Annotated in this window: 12 protein-coding genes; 3 read left to right on the forward strand and 9 right to left on the reverse strand. The window is 71.6% G+C overall.

The genetic code is table 11. The annotated features are described in order from the left end of the window. Genes pgi through tkt form a run of 5 tightly spaced genes read right to left on the reverse strand, consistent with a single transcriptional unit; the run spans position 1 to position 7393 of the window. Positions 1-1647 carry a glucose-6-phosphate isomerase gene (gene pgi / locus ACGFZQ_RS11150; protein ID WP_393840091.1) on the reverse strand — a complete coding sequence of 549 codons (1647 nt, stop codon included), beginning with the start codon at positions 1645-1647 and terminating at the stop codon, positions 1-3. Next, on the reverse strand, positions 1640-2575 hold the full coding sequence (opcA, locus tag ACGFZQ_RS11155; RefSeq protein ID WP_362573145.1) for a glucose-6-phosphate dehydrogenase assembly protein OpcA: 936 nt from the start codon (positions 2573-2575) through the stop codon (positions 1640-1642). The genes pgi and opcA overlap by 8 nt, the downstream gene beginning before the upstream one ends. Next, the gene (gene zwf / locus ACGFZQ_RS11160; RefSeq protein ID WP_393840092.1) at positions 2572-4140 is read right to left on the reverse strand and encodes a glucose-6-phosphate dehydrogenase; all 1569 of its coding nucleotides are present in this window, start codon (positions 4138-4140) and stop codon (positions 2572-2574) included. Before zwf ends, opcA begins: the two co-directional genes overlap by 4 nt. Next, complete coding sequence (gene tal, locus ACGFZQ_RS11165; protein WP_393840093.1) at positions 4140-5282, reverse strand: transaldolase; 1143 nt, start codon at positions 5280-5282, stop codon at positions 4140-4142. Before tal ends, zwf begins: the two co-directional genes overlap by 1 nt. Positions 5283-5314: 32 nt before the next feature. Further along, complete coding sequence (gene tkt, locus ACGFZQ_RS11170) at positions 5315-7393, reverse strand: transketolase (RefSeq protein WP_393840094.1); 2079 nt, start codon at positions 7391-7393, stop codon at positions 5315-5317. A gap of 145 nt (positions 7394-7538) precedes the next feature. Between tkt and ACGFZQ_RS11175 the strand changes: the two genes are divergently transcribed. Further along, entirely contained in the window at positions 7539-8435 is an 897-nt protein-coding gene (locus ACGFZQ_RS11175; RefSeq protein ID WP_393840095.1) for a helix-turn-helix domain-containing protein, read from the forward strand. Positions 8436-8490: 55 nt separating this feature from the next. On the opposite strand, the gene ACGFZQ_RS11180 is transcribed toward ACGFZQ_RS11175, so the two are convergent. Beyond that, positions 8491-9900, reverse strand: coding sequence for a glycoside hydrolase family 16 protein (locus ACGFZQ_RS11180; RefSeq protein ID WP_393840096.1), 1410 nt, complete (start codon positions 9898-9900; stop codon positions 8491-8493). Between the two features lie 189 nt (positions 9901-10089). Continuing rightward, positions 10090-11337 (reverse strand): Ig-like domain-containing protein, encoded by a 1248-nt coding sequence (locus ACGFZQ_RS11185; RefSeq protein WP_393840097.1) that lies wholly within the window; start codon positions 11335-11337, stop codon positions 10090-10092. 319 nt (positions 11338-11656) lie between these two features. On the opposite strand from ACGFZQ_RS11185, the gene ACGFZQ_RS11190 reads away from it, so the two are divergent. Next, positions 11657-14323, forward strand: coding sequence for an FAD/NAD(P)-binding protein (locus ACGFZQ_RS11190; protein WP_393840098.1), 2667 nt, complete (start codon positions 11657-11659; stop codon positions 14321-14323). A 212-nt stretch (positions 14324-14535) separates the two neighbouring features. Beyond that, a complete protein-coding gene (locus tag ACGFZQ_RS11195; RefSeq protein WP_393840099.1) occupies positions 14536-15168 on the forward strand; it encodes an NEW3 domain-containing protein in 633 nt (210 codons plus the stop codon). 28 nt (positions 15169-15196) lie between these two features. Here ACGFZQ_RS11195 and ACGFZQ_RS11200 read toward each other — a convergent pair whose 3' ends face one another. After that, entirely contained in the window at positions 15197-15967 is a 771-nt protein-coding gene (locus ACGFZQ_RS11200) for an IclR family transcriptional regulator (protein ID WP_393840100.1), read from the reverse strand. Continuing rightward, positions 15964-16383 carry a MarR family transcriptional regulator gene (locus ACGFZQ_RS11205; protein ID WP_351730967.1) on the reverse strand — a complete coding sequence of 140 codons (420 nt, stop codon included), beginning with the start codon at positions 16381-16383 and terminating at the stop codon, positions 15964-15966. Before ACGFZQ_RS11205 ends, ACGFZQ_RS11200 begins: the two co-directional genes overlap by 4 nt. Positions 16384-16602 lie beyond the last annotated feature (219 nt).

The following is a 16602-nucleotide window of genomic DNA, read 5'->3' on the forward strand; positions in this document are numbered from 1 at the left end:
TCAGTTCACTTCCTTGAGCGTGCGGTACGTGGAGACCAGAGCAGTGGTGGACGGGTCCAGGCCGGGCACGTCGGCGCCTTCGGTCAGGGCGGGCTCGATGCGCTTGGCGAGGACCTTGCCGAGCTCCACGCCCCACTGGTCGAAGGAGTCGATGTTCCAGACGGCGCCCTGCACGAACACCTTGTGCTCGTACAGCGCGATCAGCTGGCCGAGCACGGACGGCGTCAGTTCACGGGCCAGGAACGTCGTGGTCGGGTGGTTGCCCTGGAAGGTGCGGTGCGCGACCTGCTCCTCCGCGACGCCCTCCGCGCGGACCTCCTCCGCCGTCTTGCCGAAGGCCAGCGCCTGGGTCTGGGCGAAGAAGTTCGCCATCAGCAGGTCGTGCTGCGCCCTGAGTTCACCGCTCAGCTCGGCGACCGGCTCGGCGAAGCCGATGAAGTCCGCCGGGATCAGCTTCGTGCCCTGGTGGATCAACTGGTAATAGGCGTGCTGGCCGTTGGTGCCGGGCGTGCCCCACACCACGGGACCCGTCTGCCAGTCCACCGGACGGCCGTCCCGGTCCACCGACTTGCCGTTGGACTCCATGTCCAGCTGCTGCAGGTAGGCCGTGAACTTGGAGAGATAGTGCGAGTACGGCAGCACCGCGTGCGACTGGGCGTCGGAGAAGTTGCCGTACCAGATGCCCAGCAGGCCGAGCAGCAGAGGCGCGTTGGCCTCGGCGGGCGCGGTGCGGAAGTGCTCGTCGACCAGGTGGAAGCCGTCGAGCATCTCACGGAAGTGGTCCGGTCCGATCGCGATCATCAGCGAGAGGCCGATGGCGGAGTCGTAGGAGTAGCGGCCGCCGACCCAGTCCCAGAACTCGAACATGTTGTCCGGGTCGATACCGAAGTCCGTGACCTTCTCGCCGTTCGTGGACAGGGCCACGAAGTGCTTCGCCACCGCCTTGTCGTCGCCGTCCAGGCCGTCGAGCAGCCACTTCCGAGCCGAGGTCGCGTTGGTGATCGTCTCGATCGTCGTGAACGTCTTCGAGGCGACGATGAACAGGGTCTCCGCCGGGTCCAGGTCCCGGGTCGCCTCGTGGAGGTCCGCGCCGTCCACGTTGGAGACGAAACGGAACGTCAGCTCCCGAGCCGTGAAGGCCCGCAGGGCCTCGTAGGCCATCGCCGGGCCCAGGTCGGAGCCGCCGATGCCGATGTTGACGACGTTCCTGATGCGCTTGCCGGTGTGGCCGGTCCACTCGCCGGAGCGGACCCGCCCGGCGAAGTCGCCCATCTTGTCCAGGACCGCGTGCACGGCCGGCACCACGTTCTCGCCGTCGACCTCGACCACCGCGTCGCGCGGGGCGCGCAGGGCGGTGTGCAGGACCGCCCGCCGCTCGGTGATGTTGATCTTCCCGCCGCGGAACATCGCGTCCCGCAGCCCGAACACGTCGGTGGCGGTGGCCAGTTCCTGGAGCAGGGCGAGGGTCTCGTCCGTGATCAGGTGCTTGCTGTAGTCGATGTACAGGTCGCCGACGCGTACGACGTACCGCTCGGCGCGAGCCGGGTCCGTCGCGAACAGCTCACGCAGGACCGGCTGTCCCTGGGCGCGGTGGTCCTCCAGGGCGGCCCACTCGGGTCGCCGGGTGAGCCGGGGGGTGTCAGACATCGGAAGCGGTCTCCTTGGTGCCCTCGCCCCGGAGAGCGATGGCGTACATCTCGTCGGCGTCGAGGCGGCGCAGCTCCTCGGCGATCAGTTCGGAGGTGGCGCGGACCTTCAGCGCGAGGGTGCGCGGCGGCTGGCCCGGCAGGGTCAGGGTGGCCAGCGGGCCCTCGGGACGGTCGATGACGATCTCGCCGGTCGCGGTGCCGAGCCGTACCTTCGTGACGACCGGGCCGGGGGAGACCACGCGGTCCACCTTGACGCCCAGGCGGGCCTCCAGCCAGCGGGCGAGGAGTTCGGCGCTGGGGTTGTCCGCCTCGGCCTCGACGGCCGCCGAGGTCACGGCGACCCGGGCCTGGTCGAGGGCGGCGGCCAGCATGGACCGCCACAGGGTGAGCCGGGTCCAGGCGAGGTCGGTGTCGCCGGGCGCGTAGTTGCGGCCGCGGGCCTCCAGGACCTCCATCGGCCGCTCGACGGCGTACAGGTCGGTGATCCGGCGCTGGGCGAGGGCGCCGAGCGGGTCCTTGGACGGGGTGTCCGGGGCCTCCACCGGCCACCACACGACGACCGGGGCGTCCGGCAGCAGCAGCGGCAGCACCACCGAGTCGGCGTGGTCGGAGACGTCGCCGTAGGTGCGCAGCACGACCGTCTCGCCGGTGCCGGCCTCGGAGCCGACCCGGACCTCCGCGTCCAGGCGGGAGGTGGTGCGGTCGCGCAGGGTGCGGGCGTGCCGCTTGATGACGACCAGGGTGCGCGAGGGGTGCTCGTGCGAGGCCTCCTCGGCGGCCTTGATCGAGTCGTAGGCGTTCTCCTCGTCCGTGACGATCACCATCGTCAGGACCATGCCCACCGCAGGGGTTCCGATGGCGCGGCGACCCTGCACCAGCGCCTTGTTGATCTTGCTTGCCGTGGTGTCGGTCAGGTCGATCTTCATGGCCTGCGCCAGCTCCGTCCGTCTCGTGCGAGCATCTCGTCGGCTTCCTTCGGTCCCCAGCTGCCCGACTCGTACTGCGCGGGCTTGCCATGCTTCGCCCAGTACGTCTCGATCGGGTCGAGGATCTTCCAGGACTCTTCCACTTCCTGGTGACGGGGGAACAAATTGGCGTCACCGAGCAGCACATCCAGGATGAGCCGCTCGTACGCCTCGGGGCTGGACTCCGTGAACGACTCGCCGTACGCGAAGTCCATCGTCACGTCCCGGATCTCCATGGACGTGCCCGGCACCTTGGAGCCGAACCGGACGGTCATGCCCTCGTCGGGCTGGACGCGGATGACGATCGCGTTCGCGCCGAGTTCCTCGGTGGCCGTCGAGTCGAAGGGGGAGTGCGGGGCCCGCTGGAAGACCACCGCGATCTCGGTGACGCGGCGGCCGAGCCGCTTGCCGGTGCGCAGGTAGAAGGGAACGCCCGCCCAGCGGCGGTTGTCGATCTCGACCTTGACCGCGGCGTAGGTGTCGGTCTTCGACCTGCGGTCGATACCGTCCTCCTGGAGGTAGCCGATCACCTTCTCGCCGCCCTGCCAGGCCTCTGCGTACTGGCCGCGCACGGTGTGCTTGCCCAGGTCCTCCGGCAGCCGTACCGACTTCAGGACCTTCAGCTTCTCGGTGAGCAGCGCGTCCGCGTCGAACGCGATCGGCTCCTCCATGGCGGTCAGCGCCATCAGCTGGAGCAGGTGGTTCTGGATGACGTCACGGGCCGACCCGATGCCGTCGTAGTACCCCGCCCGGCCGCCGATGCCGATGTCCTCGGCCATGGTGATCTGCACGTGGTCGACGTAACTGCGGTTCCAGATCGGCTCGTACATCTGGTTGGCGAAGCGCAGCGCCAGGATGTTCTGGACGGTCTCCTTGCCCAGGTAGTGGTCGATCCGGAACACCTGCTCCGGGTCGAACACGTCGTGCACGACCCGGTTGAGGTCCTGCGCCGACGCCAGGTCGTGGCCGAACGGCTTCTCGATGACCGCCCGCCGCCAGGACCCGGCCGGCGGGGTGGCCAGGCCGACCTTCTTCAGCTGCTGCACGACCTTCGGGAAGAACTTCGGCGGCACGGAGAGGTAGAAGGCGAAGTTGCCGCCGGTGCCCCGGGAGCCGTCCAGCTCGTCGACCGCGGCCTTCAGCTGCTTGAACGCCGTGTCGTCGTCGAAGTCGCCGGGGATGAAGCGCATGCCCTCGGCGAGCTGCTGCCAGACCTCCTCGCGGAACGGGGTCCGGGCGTGCTCGCGCACCGCGTCGTGGACGACCTGGGCGAAGTCCTGGTCCTCCCAGTCCCGGCGGGCGAAGCCGACGAGCGAGAAGCCCGGCGGCAGCAGACCCCGGTTGGCCAGGTCGTAGACGGCCGGCATCAGCTTCTTGCGGGACAGGTCACCGGTCACACCGAAGATGACCAGGCCGGACGGCCCGGCGACCATCGGCAGCCGCCGGTCGCGTGCGTCCCGCAACGGGTTGTCCCAGTCGGCTGCGGGCACCACCGGCACCCGCACCTCCTTGGCGGTCTCGCTCATTACGCGTCAACTCCCTTGCTGTTCAAGGACTTCGTGACGGCGTCCAGCAGCTCCTGCCAGGCCACCTGGAACTTGGCGACGCCCTCGTCCTCCAGCTTGCCCACGACCTCGTCGTAGGAGATGCCGAGCCGCTCGACGGCCGCCAGGTCGGCGCGGGCCCGGTCGTAGCCGCCGGTCACCGTGTCACCGCGGACGTCGCCGTGGTCGGCGGTGGCGTCGAGCGTCGCCTCCGGCATGGTGTTGACCGTGCCGGGCGCGACCAGCTCGTCGACGTAGAGGGTGTCCTTGTACGACGGGTCCTTCACACCGGTGGAGGCCCACAGCGGGCGCTGCCGGTTCGCGCCGGCGGACTCCAGGGCGGTCCAGCGGTCACCGGCGAAGACCTGCTCGTAGGCCTCGTAGGCGAGCCGCGCGTTCGCCAGCGCGGCCCGGCCCTTGAGGGCGAGCGCCTCGTCGGTGCCGAGGACCGTCAGCCGCTTGTCGATCTCGGCGTCGACGCGGGAGACGAAGAAGGAGGCCACCGAGTGGATGGCGGCGAGGTCCAGGCCCTTGGCGGCGGCCTGCTCCAGGCCGGCCAGGTAGGCGGCCATGACCTCGCGGTAGCGCTCCAGGGAGAAGATCAGTGTGACGTTGACGCTGATGCCCTGGGCGATGACCGCGGTGATCGCCGGGAGGCCGGCCTCGGTCGCCGGGATCTTGATCATCACGTTGGGCCGGTCGACCAGCCAGGCGAGCTGACGGGCCTCGGCGACGGTGGCGGCGGTGTCGTGGGCGAGGCGGGGGTCGACCTCGATGGACACCCGGCCGTCCACACCTTCGGACGCATCGTAAACAGAACGCAGGACATCGGCGGCCGCCCGCACATCCTGCGTGGTCATCATCCGCACGGCCTCGTCGACGGTGACACCGCGCACGGCCAGGTCGGCGAGCTGCTCCTCGTACCCCTCGCCGGAGCCGATGGCGGCCTGGAAGATCGACGGGTTCGTGGTCACGCCCACGACGTTGCGGTGTGCGACGAGCTCTGCCAGGTTGCCGGTGCTGATCCGCTTGCGCGACAGGTCGTCCAGCCAGATCGAGACGCCCTCGTCGGACAGGCGCTTGAGTGCTCCCGCGGTGGCGGTTGCTTCGGTCACAGTGATCATCTTCCTCTACTGAACTGTTTCTGGCTGGTGGATCAGGCGGTACGGGCGGCCGTGCGCGACTCGCGGGCCGCGGCGGCCACGTGCTCGGCGGTGAAGCCGAACTCGGCGAACAGGGTCTTGGCGTCGGCGGAGGCGCCGAAGTGCTCCAGGGAGACGATCCGGCCGGCGTCGCCGACGAACCGGTACCAGGTCAGGCCGATCCCGGCCTCGACGGCGACCCGCGCCTTCACGGCCGGCGGCAGGACGCTCTCGCGGTACTCGCGCGGCTGCTCCTCGAACCACTCCACGGACGGCATCGACACCACCCGGGTGCCGATCCCCTCGGCCTCCAGGAGGTCCCGCGCCCCGACGGCGAGGTGCACCTCGGAACCGGTGGCGATGACGATCACCTCCGGGGTCTCGGTGGACGACTCGCGCAGTACGTAGCCGCCCTTGGCCGCGTCGGGGTTCGGCGCGTACGTCGGCACGCCCTGGCGGGTCAGCGCGAGCCCGTGCGGGGCGGGGTGCGTGGCGTGCCTCTTCAGGATCTCGGCCCAGGCCGTCGCGGTCTCGTTGGCGTCGGCCGGGCGGACGACGTTCAGGCCCGGGATGGCGCGCAGCGAGGCGAGGTGCTCGACCGGCTGGTGGGTGGGACCGTCCTCGCCGAGGCCGATGGAGTCATGGGTCCAGACGTAGGTCACCGGGAGCTGCATGAGCGCGGCCATGCGGACGGCGTTGCGCATGTAGTCGGAGAACACCAGGAAGGTGCCGCCGTAGATCCGGGTGTTGCCGTGCAGCGCGATGCCGTTCATCTCGGCGGCCATCGAGAACTCGCGGATCCCGAAGTGGACGGTACGGCCGTACGGGTCGGCCTCGGGCAGCGGGTTGCCCTTCGGCAGGAAGGAGGACGCCCTGTCGATGGTGGTGTTGTTCGAGCCGGCGAGGTCGGCGGAGCCGCCCCACAGCTCGGGCAGCACCGGGCCGAGCGCCTGGAGGACCTTGCCGGAGGCGGCCCGGGTGGCGACGGACGTGCCCTCCTCGAAGACGGGGACCTCGGACTCCCAGCCCTCGGGGAGCTGGCCGGCGACGACCCGGTCGAAGAGCCGCGCCTGCTCCGGCCGGGCGGTGCGCCACTCGGCGATGCGCTTGTCCCAGACGGCGTGCGCCTCGGCGCCCCGGTCGAGCGCCCGGCGGGTGTGGGCCAGCACCTCGTCGGCGACCTCGAAGGTCCGCTCCGGGTCGAAGCCGAGGACGCGCTTGGTGGCGGCGACCTCGTCCGCGCCGAGCGCGGAGCCGTGGGAGGCCTCGGTGTTCCGGGCGTTCGGCGCGGGCCAGGCGATGATCGTGCGCATCGCGATGATCGACGGCCGCCCGGTCTCCGCCCGGGCCGACTTCAGGGCCGCGTACAGGGCGTGAACATCGACGTCACCCTCGGTGGTCGGCTCGATGCGCTGGGTGTGCCAGCCGTAGGCCTCGTACCGCTTCAGTACGTCCTCCGAGAACGCGGTCGCGGTGTCGCCCTCGATGGAGATGTGGTTGTCGTCGTAGAGGAAGACCAGGTTGCCGAGCTTCTGGTGGCCGGCCATCGAGGACGCCTCGGCGGAGACGCCCTCCTCCAGGTCGCCGTCGGAGACGATCGCCCAGATCGTGTGGTCGAAGGGGGAGGTGCCCTCCGGGGCCTCCGGGTCGAAGAGGCCGCGCTCGTAGCGGGCGGCCATCGCCATGCCGACGGCGTTGGCGACACCCTGGCCGAGCGGACCGGTGGTGGTCTCGACACCGGCGGTGTGGCCGTACTCGGGGTGGCCGGGGGTCTTGGAGCCGTGCGTCCGGAAGGCCTTGAGGTCGTCCAGCTCCAGCTCGTACCCGGCGAGGAACAGCTGGGTGTAGAGGGTCAGCGAGGTGTGGCCGGGGGAGAGGACGAAACGGTCCCGGCCGGTCCACTCCGGGTCGGCCGGGTCGTGCCGCATCAGCTTCTGGAAGATCGTGTACGCGGCCGGGGCCAGGCTCATCGCGGTGCCGGGGTGCCCGTTGCCGACCTGCTGCACGGCGTCGGCCGCGAGCAGGCGCGCGGTGTCCACGGCACGCCGGTCCAGGTCGGTCCACTCGAAGCCGTCTGCTGTCTGCGTGCTCATCTTCAAGAAGTCCTCGTTAGAAGCGTTCTGGCTGGCCTGACGCGTTCAAAACTAAAAGTCTGACTTTTGGGAAGGAAGGTTGGAGTGTGTCAGCCTGTGGTGAAAGTGGGACACGGATCTTCGACAGGGACGGCACGAGAAGGACATGGCGGACAGAACGCCCGAAGGGGCAGGCGACGGTGACGGAATCAGAACCTTCCCCTTCCCGGTGGATCTGAGCGTCGGCGGTGTCGGCATACAGGTCGGCCCGATGGGGACCGGGCGCATGTGGCACGCCGACGCCCCCCTGGAACGCGTCCACCGCATCGACTTCCACGTGGTCATGCTCTTCACCGGGGGCCCGGTCCGTCACATGATCGACTTCGCCGAGTACCAGGCACAAGCCGGTGACCTGCTGTGGATCCGGCCCGGGCAGGTGCACCGCTTCTCGCGGACCTGCGAGTACCGCGGAAGCGTCCTGACCATGCAGCCCGGTTTCCTGCCCCGCGCGATCGTGGAGGCGACCGGCCTCTACCGCTACGACCTGCCGCCCCTGCTCCGCCCCGACGCGCCGCAGCTCACCGCGTTGCGGGCGTCGCTCGCCAACCTGCAACGCGAGTACGAGGACACCGCGACCCTCCCCCTGAGCCTGCACACCTCGGTCCTGCGGCACTCGCTCACCGCGCTCCTGCTGCGGCTCGCGCATCTCGCGGCCAGCTCGGCGGAGGCGGCCCGCCGCCAGGCCGATACGACCTTCACCCTTTTCAGGGACGCGGTGGAGCAGGACTTCGCCACCAACCACAGTGTCAGCGCCTACGCCGACGCCCTCGGTTACTCCCGCCGCACCCTGGTCCGCGCGGTCCGCGCCGCCACCGGGGAGACCCCGAAGGGCTTCATCGACAAGCGGGTCGTCCTGGAGGCCAAACGCCTGCTGGCCCACACGGACCTCCCGATCGGCCGGGTGGGTGCGGCGATCGGCTTCCCGGACGCGGCCAACTTCTCCAAGTTCTTCCACCTGCACACGGGCCAGACCCCGGTGGCGTTCCGGGCGGAGCTGCGCTGACACGGCGACGGCGCCGGAGGGGATCCCCTCCGGCGCCGTGTGCCCGACTCCCGTGTCAGTGCCCGAAGTCGAACCAGTTCACGTTCACGAAGTCCGCCGACTGGCCGCTGCTGAAGGTCAGGTAGACGTCGTGGGTGCCGGTCACCGCGCTGATGTTGGCCGGGACCGTCGTCCAGGTCTGCCAGCCGCCGGTGTTGCCCACGGAGAAGCTGCCGACGGGGGCGTTGGACGGGCTGTCCAGACGTACCTGGACCAGTCCGCTCACACCGGAGGCCGCGCCGCTCGCCACCCTCGCGTAGAACTGGGTGGCCGCCGTGGAGCCGAAGTTGACGCCCTTGTACAGGGCCCAGTCGCCGTTGGCGATGTAGCCGAGGTCCTGGCCGCCGCCGGTGTCGGTGGTGGTCTCGGCGGTGACGCCGGACTGGCTGTCGTACGACTCGGCCTGGATGGCGCTGTAGGCGTCCCGGTTGCCGGTGGGCGGGGTGGTGGTACCGCTCCCACTGGCCTGCAGCACCTGGACGTAGTCGACGACCATCGGGTGGCCGGACTCGGTGGCGCTGGTCGGGCCGCCGCCGAACGCGGCCGGGAAGCCGCCGCCCATCGCCACGTTCAGGATTACGAAGAAGCCGTGGTTGGTGGCGTTCGCCCAGGTGGTGGCGTCCACCTGACTGGCCGTCACCGTCTGGTAGTTGACGCCGTCCACGGAGAAGCGGATCGCCTCGGGGCTCACCGAGCGGTCCCACTCCATCGTGTAGGTGTGGAAGCCGGACTGGCAGGTGGTGTTGGGGCAGGCGGTGGAGCCGCCGAGGCCGGTGGTCTCGTTGCAGGGGCCGCCGGGGCTGGTGCCGCAGTGCATGGTCGCCCACACCGTGTTCAGACCCTGGACGTTCTCCATGATGTCCAGCTCGCCGACGCCCGGCCAGTTCTGGTAGTTGCCCCGGTAGGGCGCGCCCAGCATCCAGAACGCCGGCCAGTAGCCGAGGGCGGCGTTGCCGGTGACGTTCGGCATCTGGATCCGGGCCTCGACGCGCAGCTTGCCGCCGGCCGGGGGCTGGAAGTCGGTGCGGGTGGTCTCGATCCGGCCCGACGTCCAGTTGCCCGACGCGTCGCGGACCGGGGTGATCTTCAGGTTGCCGCTGCCGTCGAGGGCGACGTTGGTGGTGCTGGAGGTCATCGTCTCGACCTCGCCGGTGCCCCAGTTGGCGGGGCCGCCGTTGTACGAGGTCCCGGTGTCGTACTGCCAGTTGGAGGTGGAGACGCCGGTGCCGGCGGTGCCGTTGAAGTCGTCGAGGAAGACCTGGCTCCAGCCGGACGGCACACCGGGTGCCGAGGCGCTGGCGGGGAGGGTCGCGGTCGTGGCGGCGGCGGCCGCCAGACCGATCGTGGCGAGTACGGCGACGAGGGCCCGGCGGAAGGAGCGCCGCCGTCTGTGGTCCGCAGGGGGTATACCGGAGGTTTCACTCATGGGGTGCCTCTCGGGTACGGAGTGGGGGTGCGCGGGATGCCTCCGAGAGCGCCGGGAGCGCCGGGAGGCGGTCCTGAGAGCGCTCTCAAAGTGGGCCCAATGTGCTCTCCGTGCCTGCGGTCGTCAAGACTTAAAACAGAGAATCTCCTTGTTTCCCAGGGGAGTTCAGGCGGTGAAGGCGCCGGGGGATCAGACCGCGCTGCCGGCCTTCCAGTCCGACCAGGACAGGTTCCAGCCGTTGAGGCCGTTGGAGGCCTCGACGGTCTTCTCGCCGGAGTTCTTGACGATCACCACATCGCCGAGCATCGAGCTCTCGTAGAACTTGTAGCCGGCCACCGACGAGTCGTTCGCGCCCTTGGCGTCGTGCAGGCCGACACAGCCGTGACTGGTGTTCTGGCTGCCGAACACCGAGGTGGACGCCCAGTAGTTGCCGTGCACGAAGGTGCCGGAGGTGGTCAGGCGCTGGGCGTGCGGGACGTCGGAGATGTCGTACTCGTCGCCGAGACCGACCGTGGAGGACTCCATCCGGGTCTGCTTGAACCGCTCGCTGATCACCATGATCCCGGACCAGGTGGTGTGGTCGGAGTCGCCGCCCGAGACCGGGTAGCTGGCGTACGTGGCGCCGTCCCGCTTGACCACCATCTGCTTGGCCGACAGGTCGACCGTGGAGATCTGCTCCCGGCCGATGTGGAAGGTGACGTCCTTCGACTGGGTGCCGTAGACACCGTCCGTCCCCTCGACGTCCTTCAGCCGCAGACCGAGGGTGATCTTGGTGCCGGCCGCCCAGTACGTCTCCGGGCGGAAGTCGAGCCGGGTGTCGCTGAACCAGTGCCCGACGATCTCGACCTCCGGCTCGGCCGTCACCGTGATCGCCTTCTGGACCGCCGCCCGGTCCGCGACCGCGTGCGTGAAGTTGATCGACACCGGCATGCCGACACCGGACGTGGAGTCCGCCTCCGGCGTGAAGTAGCCGAGGAAGGTCTCACCCGGGGACTTCGTGGTGAAGGTGGCCACCGTCTCGTCGGTGGCGCCCTGCGCCTTCGCGGTCACCGTGTACTTCGTGCCGGAGTACGGGTTCTTCGCCGACGTCCACTTCGTCTTCGCCTCGTTGAAGGTGCCCGACAGCGCCGAGCCGTCGTTGCCCGCGACGGTCACCGAGGCCAGCGTGCCGTCGGCCACCGTGACCTCGACCGGGCTGGTGAAGTCGGCCTTCCTGGTGCCGGAGACCGGGGTGACCGTGATCGTGGCCTTCTTGGTCGCGGACTTCACCGAGGCCGTCGCGCCCTTGCCGTCGGTGGTGGCCGAGGCGTCGGCCGAGGAACTGCATCCGGCCAGCGCGGCCCCCGCGGGCACCGCGCCGAGAGCGGCGATGAGCCCGCGCCGGGTCCACCTCCGCGACTGCCGACCGGACCCGTTCGATATGTGCTGGACGCCCACGACACGCCTTCCTGACTGTCCACCTGTGTCAGGGCATCCTGCGCCGGTTGTATGGGTGGTTCCTTTGAATGGCGGGGGTGATCCCTGAGATTCCGATGAGGAGCGCCGGGCGCCTCCGCGCGTCTCCGGGCGTCGCCTCGCGGAGCCGGAACGAGTCGACCGGAACCCCGGTTGTCCCCGCCTCCGTTCGTGAACAGAGTATGAACGCCCGACCGGCGGCCTGAGTTTCCGGTGAGATCCCCCTCCCGGGGTGGCTTCCCCACCTATCCGATCGGAATAGTAAAGAAGCAGTACGCCGATCCCCCGCCGGAGGTATTCCGTGACCGACGTCCGCAAGCGGCAGAGCGTGGCCATCGTGGGAGCCGGAGCGGCGGGCACCCTCACCGCCGTCCAGCTCTGCGAGACGGCGCACCGCCGCCGGACCCCTCTCGACCTCGTCCTGATCGACCCGGCCCCGGAGGCGGGCCGGGGCACCGCCTACGCCACCCGCGACCCCCGGCACCGCCTCAACGTGCCCGCCGGCAACATGAGCGCCTACCCGGACGACCCCGGGCACTTCCTCCGCTGGCTGTGCCGGCACGGCGAACCCACCGTCACCGGCGCCGACTTCGCCACCCGCTACCGCTACGGCGCCTACCTCGCCGACACCCTCGGCCAGGCCCTCGTCCGCGCCCACGGCACGGTCGCGGTCCGCCGGCTGCGCACCCTGGCGGAGTCCTGTACCGGCACCCCCGACGGCCGGGTGGAACTCCACCTCGCCGACGGGGGACCCCTGGTGGCGGACAGCGCGGTCCTGGCCACCGGTCCCGCCGGCACCACCGCCGGCTGGGCCCCGCCCGCCCTGCGCGCCTCGGACCGGTTCGTCGGCACCCCGTGGGCACCGGGTGCCCTGGATCCCGTACGGGACAGCCCCGAGGACGTCCTGCTGGTCGGCACCGGCCTGACCGCCGTCGATCTCGCCCTCACCCTCGACCGCCCCGGCCGCACCGTGCACGCCCTGTCCCGCAGCGGACTGCTGCCCCAGCGGCACGCCCTCGGCCCGGCCGGCGCCATGCCCGCCCCGGAGGGCCTCGACGACACCTCGCTGGGCCGGCTGCGCCGCGCCGTCTACCGGCATGTGAGCCGCTCGGTGCGTACCCACGGCGACTGGCGCCCGGGCCTGGACAGCCTCCGCCCGCACACCGCACGGCTGTGGCGCAGCCTCACCCCGGAGGAGCGTGAGGAGTTCCTGGCCCGCGAGGGCGCCCTGTGGAACACCCACCGTCACCGGATGGCCCCGGCCACCGCCGAGCACGTCTCCCGCGCCCGCACCGCGCGCCGCCTGCACGTCCACACCGGCACGGTCGCCCGCGTCACGGAAGGCGACGCCGGCTCCCTGGCGATCGAGCTCTCCAACGGCCATGTGGTGCCCGTCGGCTGGGTGGTCGACTGCACCGGACCCGGCCGCCGTCTCGACACGCCTCTGTGGCAGGCCCTGTTCACCGCCGGCCTCGCCGTCCCCGGACCGCTGGGCATGGGCGCCGCCACCCGCGAAGGCCGGCTCCTCGACGCCCGAGGCCGCGCCGCGGAGCCCCTGTTCACGCTCGGTGCCCCGCGCCGGGGCGAGCTGTGGGAGACCACGGCGATCCCCGAGATCCGCGTCCAGGCCGCCGAGCTGGCCCAGCGGCTGCTGCCGCTGCCCGGGCGCGGGCGGGCGTCCCGGCGTCCCGTCGACGGCCACGGGCTGCCCCTCTCCACCCACGCCGAGGCGGCCGCCGCCTACCGCACCGGTCTCGACCGGGTCCTCAAGGTGCGCTCCGGCGCCGAGGACGCGCTCGCCCGCGCGGTCGCCCTCGACCCCGGCTTCGCGCTCGGCCACGCGGCCCTGGCCCTGCTGGGCCACGAGTGCGCCGCCGCCGTCGACGTGCCCCGCGCCCTCGCCGACGCCCAGCGCTCGGCCCGCGAGCGTGCCGACGAACGCGAGCGGTCCTTCGTGGACGTGGTCACCCGCCGGGTCACCGGTGACGACGGGGACGAGGCGCTCGTACGGCATCTGCGGGAGCACCCGGGGGACGCGCTGGCGCTCGCGGCGGCCGTGCCCACCATCGCGTTCTCCGGAGTGAGCGATCTCCAGGACGACGACGCCCTGCGGCTGCTCGACCTGACCTCGCCCGCCTACGACGGGCACTGGTTCCACACCTCGCTGCTGGCCTTCCTGCGCCAGGAGCAGGGCCGGCTGCACGAGGCGGGGGAACTGGCCCACCGCGCGCTGGCCGCCGAGCCCGCCTCCGGGCACGCGGTGCACGCCCTGGCGCACGTCCACTACGAGTCCGGGGCGCACGAGGCGGGCCGGGACTGGCTCGACGGCTGGGTGTCCGGGCGCGGGCGGGGCGCGGTGCACCGGGCGCACTTCTCCTGGCACATCGCCCTGCACGAACTCGCCCTCGACGACCCGGCCGCGGTCCGCCGCCGCTGGTTCGCCCAGCTCGCGCCGGGCCGGGTGCGCGGGGTGCGGGCGCTGGTGGACTCCGGTTCGCTGCTGTGGCGGGCCCGGCTCAGCGACAGCTGGGACGGGGACCTGCCGGCGGCGGACGTCCTGGACTCGGTGGCCCGGGAGGTGCTGGAACGGCCCACGACCGCGTTCACCGCGCTGCACGCGGCCGTCGCCCTCACCGCCGCCGGCGACCTGCCCGCGCTGCGCAGGCTGCGCGACCACGCGGCAGCGGCCGACCCGGTGCAGCGGGAGGTGATCGCGCCGCTGTGCGAGGCCTTCGCCGACCTCGTCGAGGAGCGCTTCCACGAGGCGGCCCGAGGGCTCGACGCCCTGCTGCCGATGCTGCGCAGGGTCGGCGGCAGCGCGGCCCAACGGGAGGTCGTGGCGGAGACGTTGCTGTACGCCCTGGTGGCGGCCGGCCGCTGCGACGCGGCCCGGCGCCTCCTGGACGCCCGCCTCGACCGCAAACCGGCGCCCCGCGACCGGCGGTTGCGCGCGGCCCTGCCCGCCTGAGCCGACGGCACGGACCCGGTCCCCGTCCTCGCCGGACAGCCGGCAGGGGCGGGGACCGGTGCGTTCCGCCCGGGTGGTTCCGCGTCCCCGGCCGGGAGGACGCGGGTCCGTTTGCGATCATTCTGATGCCGTGGAGGGCGAACCTCCGACCCCGGGATTCCCTCTTACGAGTCGCAACAGAGCGTTCACAGCGTGTGCATGGTCCTGGACGGATGGTCGCCGTCACCATCGGTCCAGCAGCACGCACCGCCGTCGCACCGGGGGAACTCCTATGCCCAGCCGCCGGCCGGGGCGACCGGCTCGCCGAGGCGCTGCGGCACGGCGACCTCAAGGCGATCCGGTTCGCGCCGGGCCAGAGCCTGCGGGCCCCGGACGACCAGTGGGACGTGGAGCTGTACGACCTCGCCCGGGACCCCGGCGAGGAGTACGACCTCGCCGCCGCCCGGCCCGCCCAGGCGGACGCCCTGGTGAAGCTGATGCGCCGGTCGTGGGCGCCGGTGTACCCGCGCAAGCCCTTCGGTGTGACCCTCGAAGTCGTCGGCGGGGGACCGGAGTTCACGGTCACCGCCACGCTCGCCAACGGCTCGGCCCGGCCCTGGACCGCCGCCCGGCTGATCCTCGACGTCCCGAGCGGCTGGGTGGTGCACGCCCGGGACGCGGCCACCGCGGCCCGCCTGGAGCCCGGCGAGCGCCTCACGGTCCGCTGGCGGGTCACCCGCCCCCAGGTCTCCACCGCCACGTCCCTCACCTGCCGGGGCACGGCCCGGCACGAGGACGACGAGCTGACCTACACGGCGACGACGGCCCTCGGCCGGCCCCACGTCACGTCTCAGCCGGGGCCCTGAATCGATCACGTGCCGGGAACGGGCGCCGCTACCCGGCCTGTTCCGGCCGTTCCGGCTGCCAGCCCAGGGCGCGGGAGATCCCGCGGCCCGCCAGCCGTACCGCCGGGAGCAGCGCCGGTACCTGGGCGCCGGCCTGGGGCACCACCACGGAGACGGCCGCGACCACCCGCCCCGCCGACCCGCGCACCGGAGCCGCCACCGACAGCGCGTCGTCGGTCACCTGACGGCTGCTCACCGCGGCGCCCGTGCGCCGCACTTCGGCCAGCGAGCGGCGCAACCGGCCCGGATCCGTGATGGTGTACGGCGTGAAGGCGGCCAACGGCCCATCGCAGTACTCCTGTTGGAACCCGGGTGTCTCGTGTGCGAGCAGGGCGAGGCCGACCCCCGTCGCGTGCAGCGGCCAGCGGGCGCCCACCCGGATGTGCACGCCCACCGCCGAACGCCCCGACAGCCACTCGATGTAGACGACCTCGGACCCGTCCCGCACCGCCAACTGCACGTTCTCATGGGTGGCTTCGTACAGGTCCTCCAGGTACGGCAGCGCGATCTGGCGCAGCGCGAGCCCCCGGGGTGCCAGCGCGGCCAGCTCCCACAGCCGCAGCCCCACATGGTAGAAACCGTCCGCGTCCCGCTCCAGCGCGCCCCAGGCGGTGAGTGCGCCGACCAGGCGGTGCGCGGTGCTCAGGGAGAGCCCGGCCCGGCGGCTGATGCCGCTCAGGCTGAGTGCCGGATGCCCGTGGTCGAACGCCGCCAGCACCGACAGCAGCCGGTCGGGCGCGGAGCGGGCGGCGGCGGTCATGGCCGGTCGGCGACGCGCAGCAGCAGACGGTGGAGCGCCTGGCGCTCGGCGGGGTCGAGCGGGCCCAGCAGATCGTTCGTGACGCGCTGGCCCGCCTCGTCGGTGTCCCGCAGGAAGGCGCCGCCGGCCTCGGTGAGGACCACGATCCGGCTGCGGCGGTCGTCGGGGGAGGGGCGCCGCTCGGCGAAGCCCAGCTTCTCCAGGTCGTCGACCAGTCCGACGATCGCGCTCGGGTCGTAGCCGAGCCGGGTGCTCAGCTCCCGCTGGAGGGCGCCCTCCGAGGTGGCGAGGAAACGCAGCACCGCGTAGTGGCGCAGCCGCACCCCCGACTCCTGCAAGAACGTGTTGAAGAGCTGCCCCGAGCGCAGACCCAGGCGGTACAGCAGGTAGCCGGTGTCCGCGTGCAGCCCGCGCATCCACGGCTCGTCCGCGTCGATCGAGGTCGGGTTCTCGGTGTGCTGGCGGGTGATGGCCGTCTCCCTGGTCCGGGCCCCGGCGACGGGGCGGTCTGTGGTGCGGATTCCAGCATGGCGCACCCGTGGATGGGCAACAACTATTGACGACAACAATTATTGCTCTTAGCTTCGATCTCGAAGCCGCACCCGTCGTATCTGCAAGCCGCCTCCGTCGTACCC

The organism is Streptomyces sp. NPDC048254 (assembly GCF_043201895.1).
GTDB lineage: Bacteria > Actinomycetota > Actinomycetes > Streptomycetales > Streptomycetaceae > Streptomyces.

Bases quoted from the DNA above. Each gene is read 5' to 3' on its own strand.
- pgi (WP_393840091.1), bottom strand. From the start codon at position 1,647: ATGTCTGACACCCCCCGGCTCACCCGGCGACCCGAGTGGGCCGCCCTG.
- opcA (WP_362573145.1), bottom strand. From the start codon at position 2,575: ATGAAGATCGACCTGACCGACACCACGGCAAGCAAGATCAACAAGGCG.
- zwf (WP_393840092.1), bottom strand. From the start codon at position 4,140: ATGAGCGAGACCGCCAAGGAGGTGCGGGTGCCGGTGGTGCCCGCAGCC.
- tal (WP_393840093.1), bottom strand. From the start codon at position 5,282: ATGATCACTGTGACCGAAGCAACCGCCACCGCGGGAGCACTCAAGCGC.
- tkt (WP_393840094.1), bottom strand. From the start codon at position 7,393: ATGAGCACGCAGACAGCAGACGGCTTCGAGTGGACCGACCTGGACCGG.
- ACGFZQ_RS11175 (WP_393840095.1), top strand. From the start codon at position 7,539: ATGGCGGACAGAACGCCCGAAGGGGCAGGCGACGGTGACGGAATCAGA.
- ACGFZQ_RS11180 (WP_393840096.1), bottom strand. From the start codon at position 9,900: ATGAGTGAAACCTCCGGTATACCCCCTGCGGACCACAGACGGCGGCGC.
- ACGFZQ_RS11195 (WP_393840099.1), top strand. From the start codon at position 14,536: ATGGTCGCCGTCACCATCGGTCCAGCAGCACGCACCGCCGTCGCACCG.
- ACGFZQ_RS11200 (WP_393840100.1), bottom strand. From the start codon at position 15,967: ATGACCGCCGCCGCCCGCTCCGCGCCCGACCGGCTGCTGTCGGTGCTG.
- ACGFZQ_RS11205 (WP_351730967.1), bottom strand. From the start codon at position 16,383: ATGCGCGGGCTGCACGCGGACACCGGCTACCTGCTGTACCGCCTGGGT.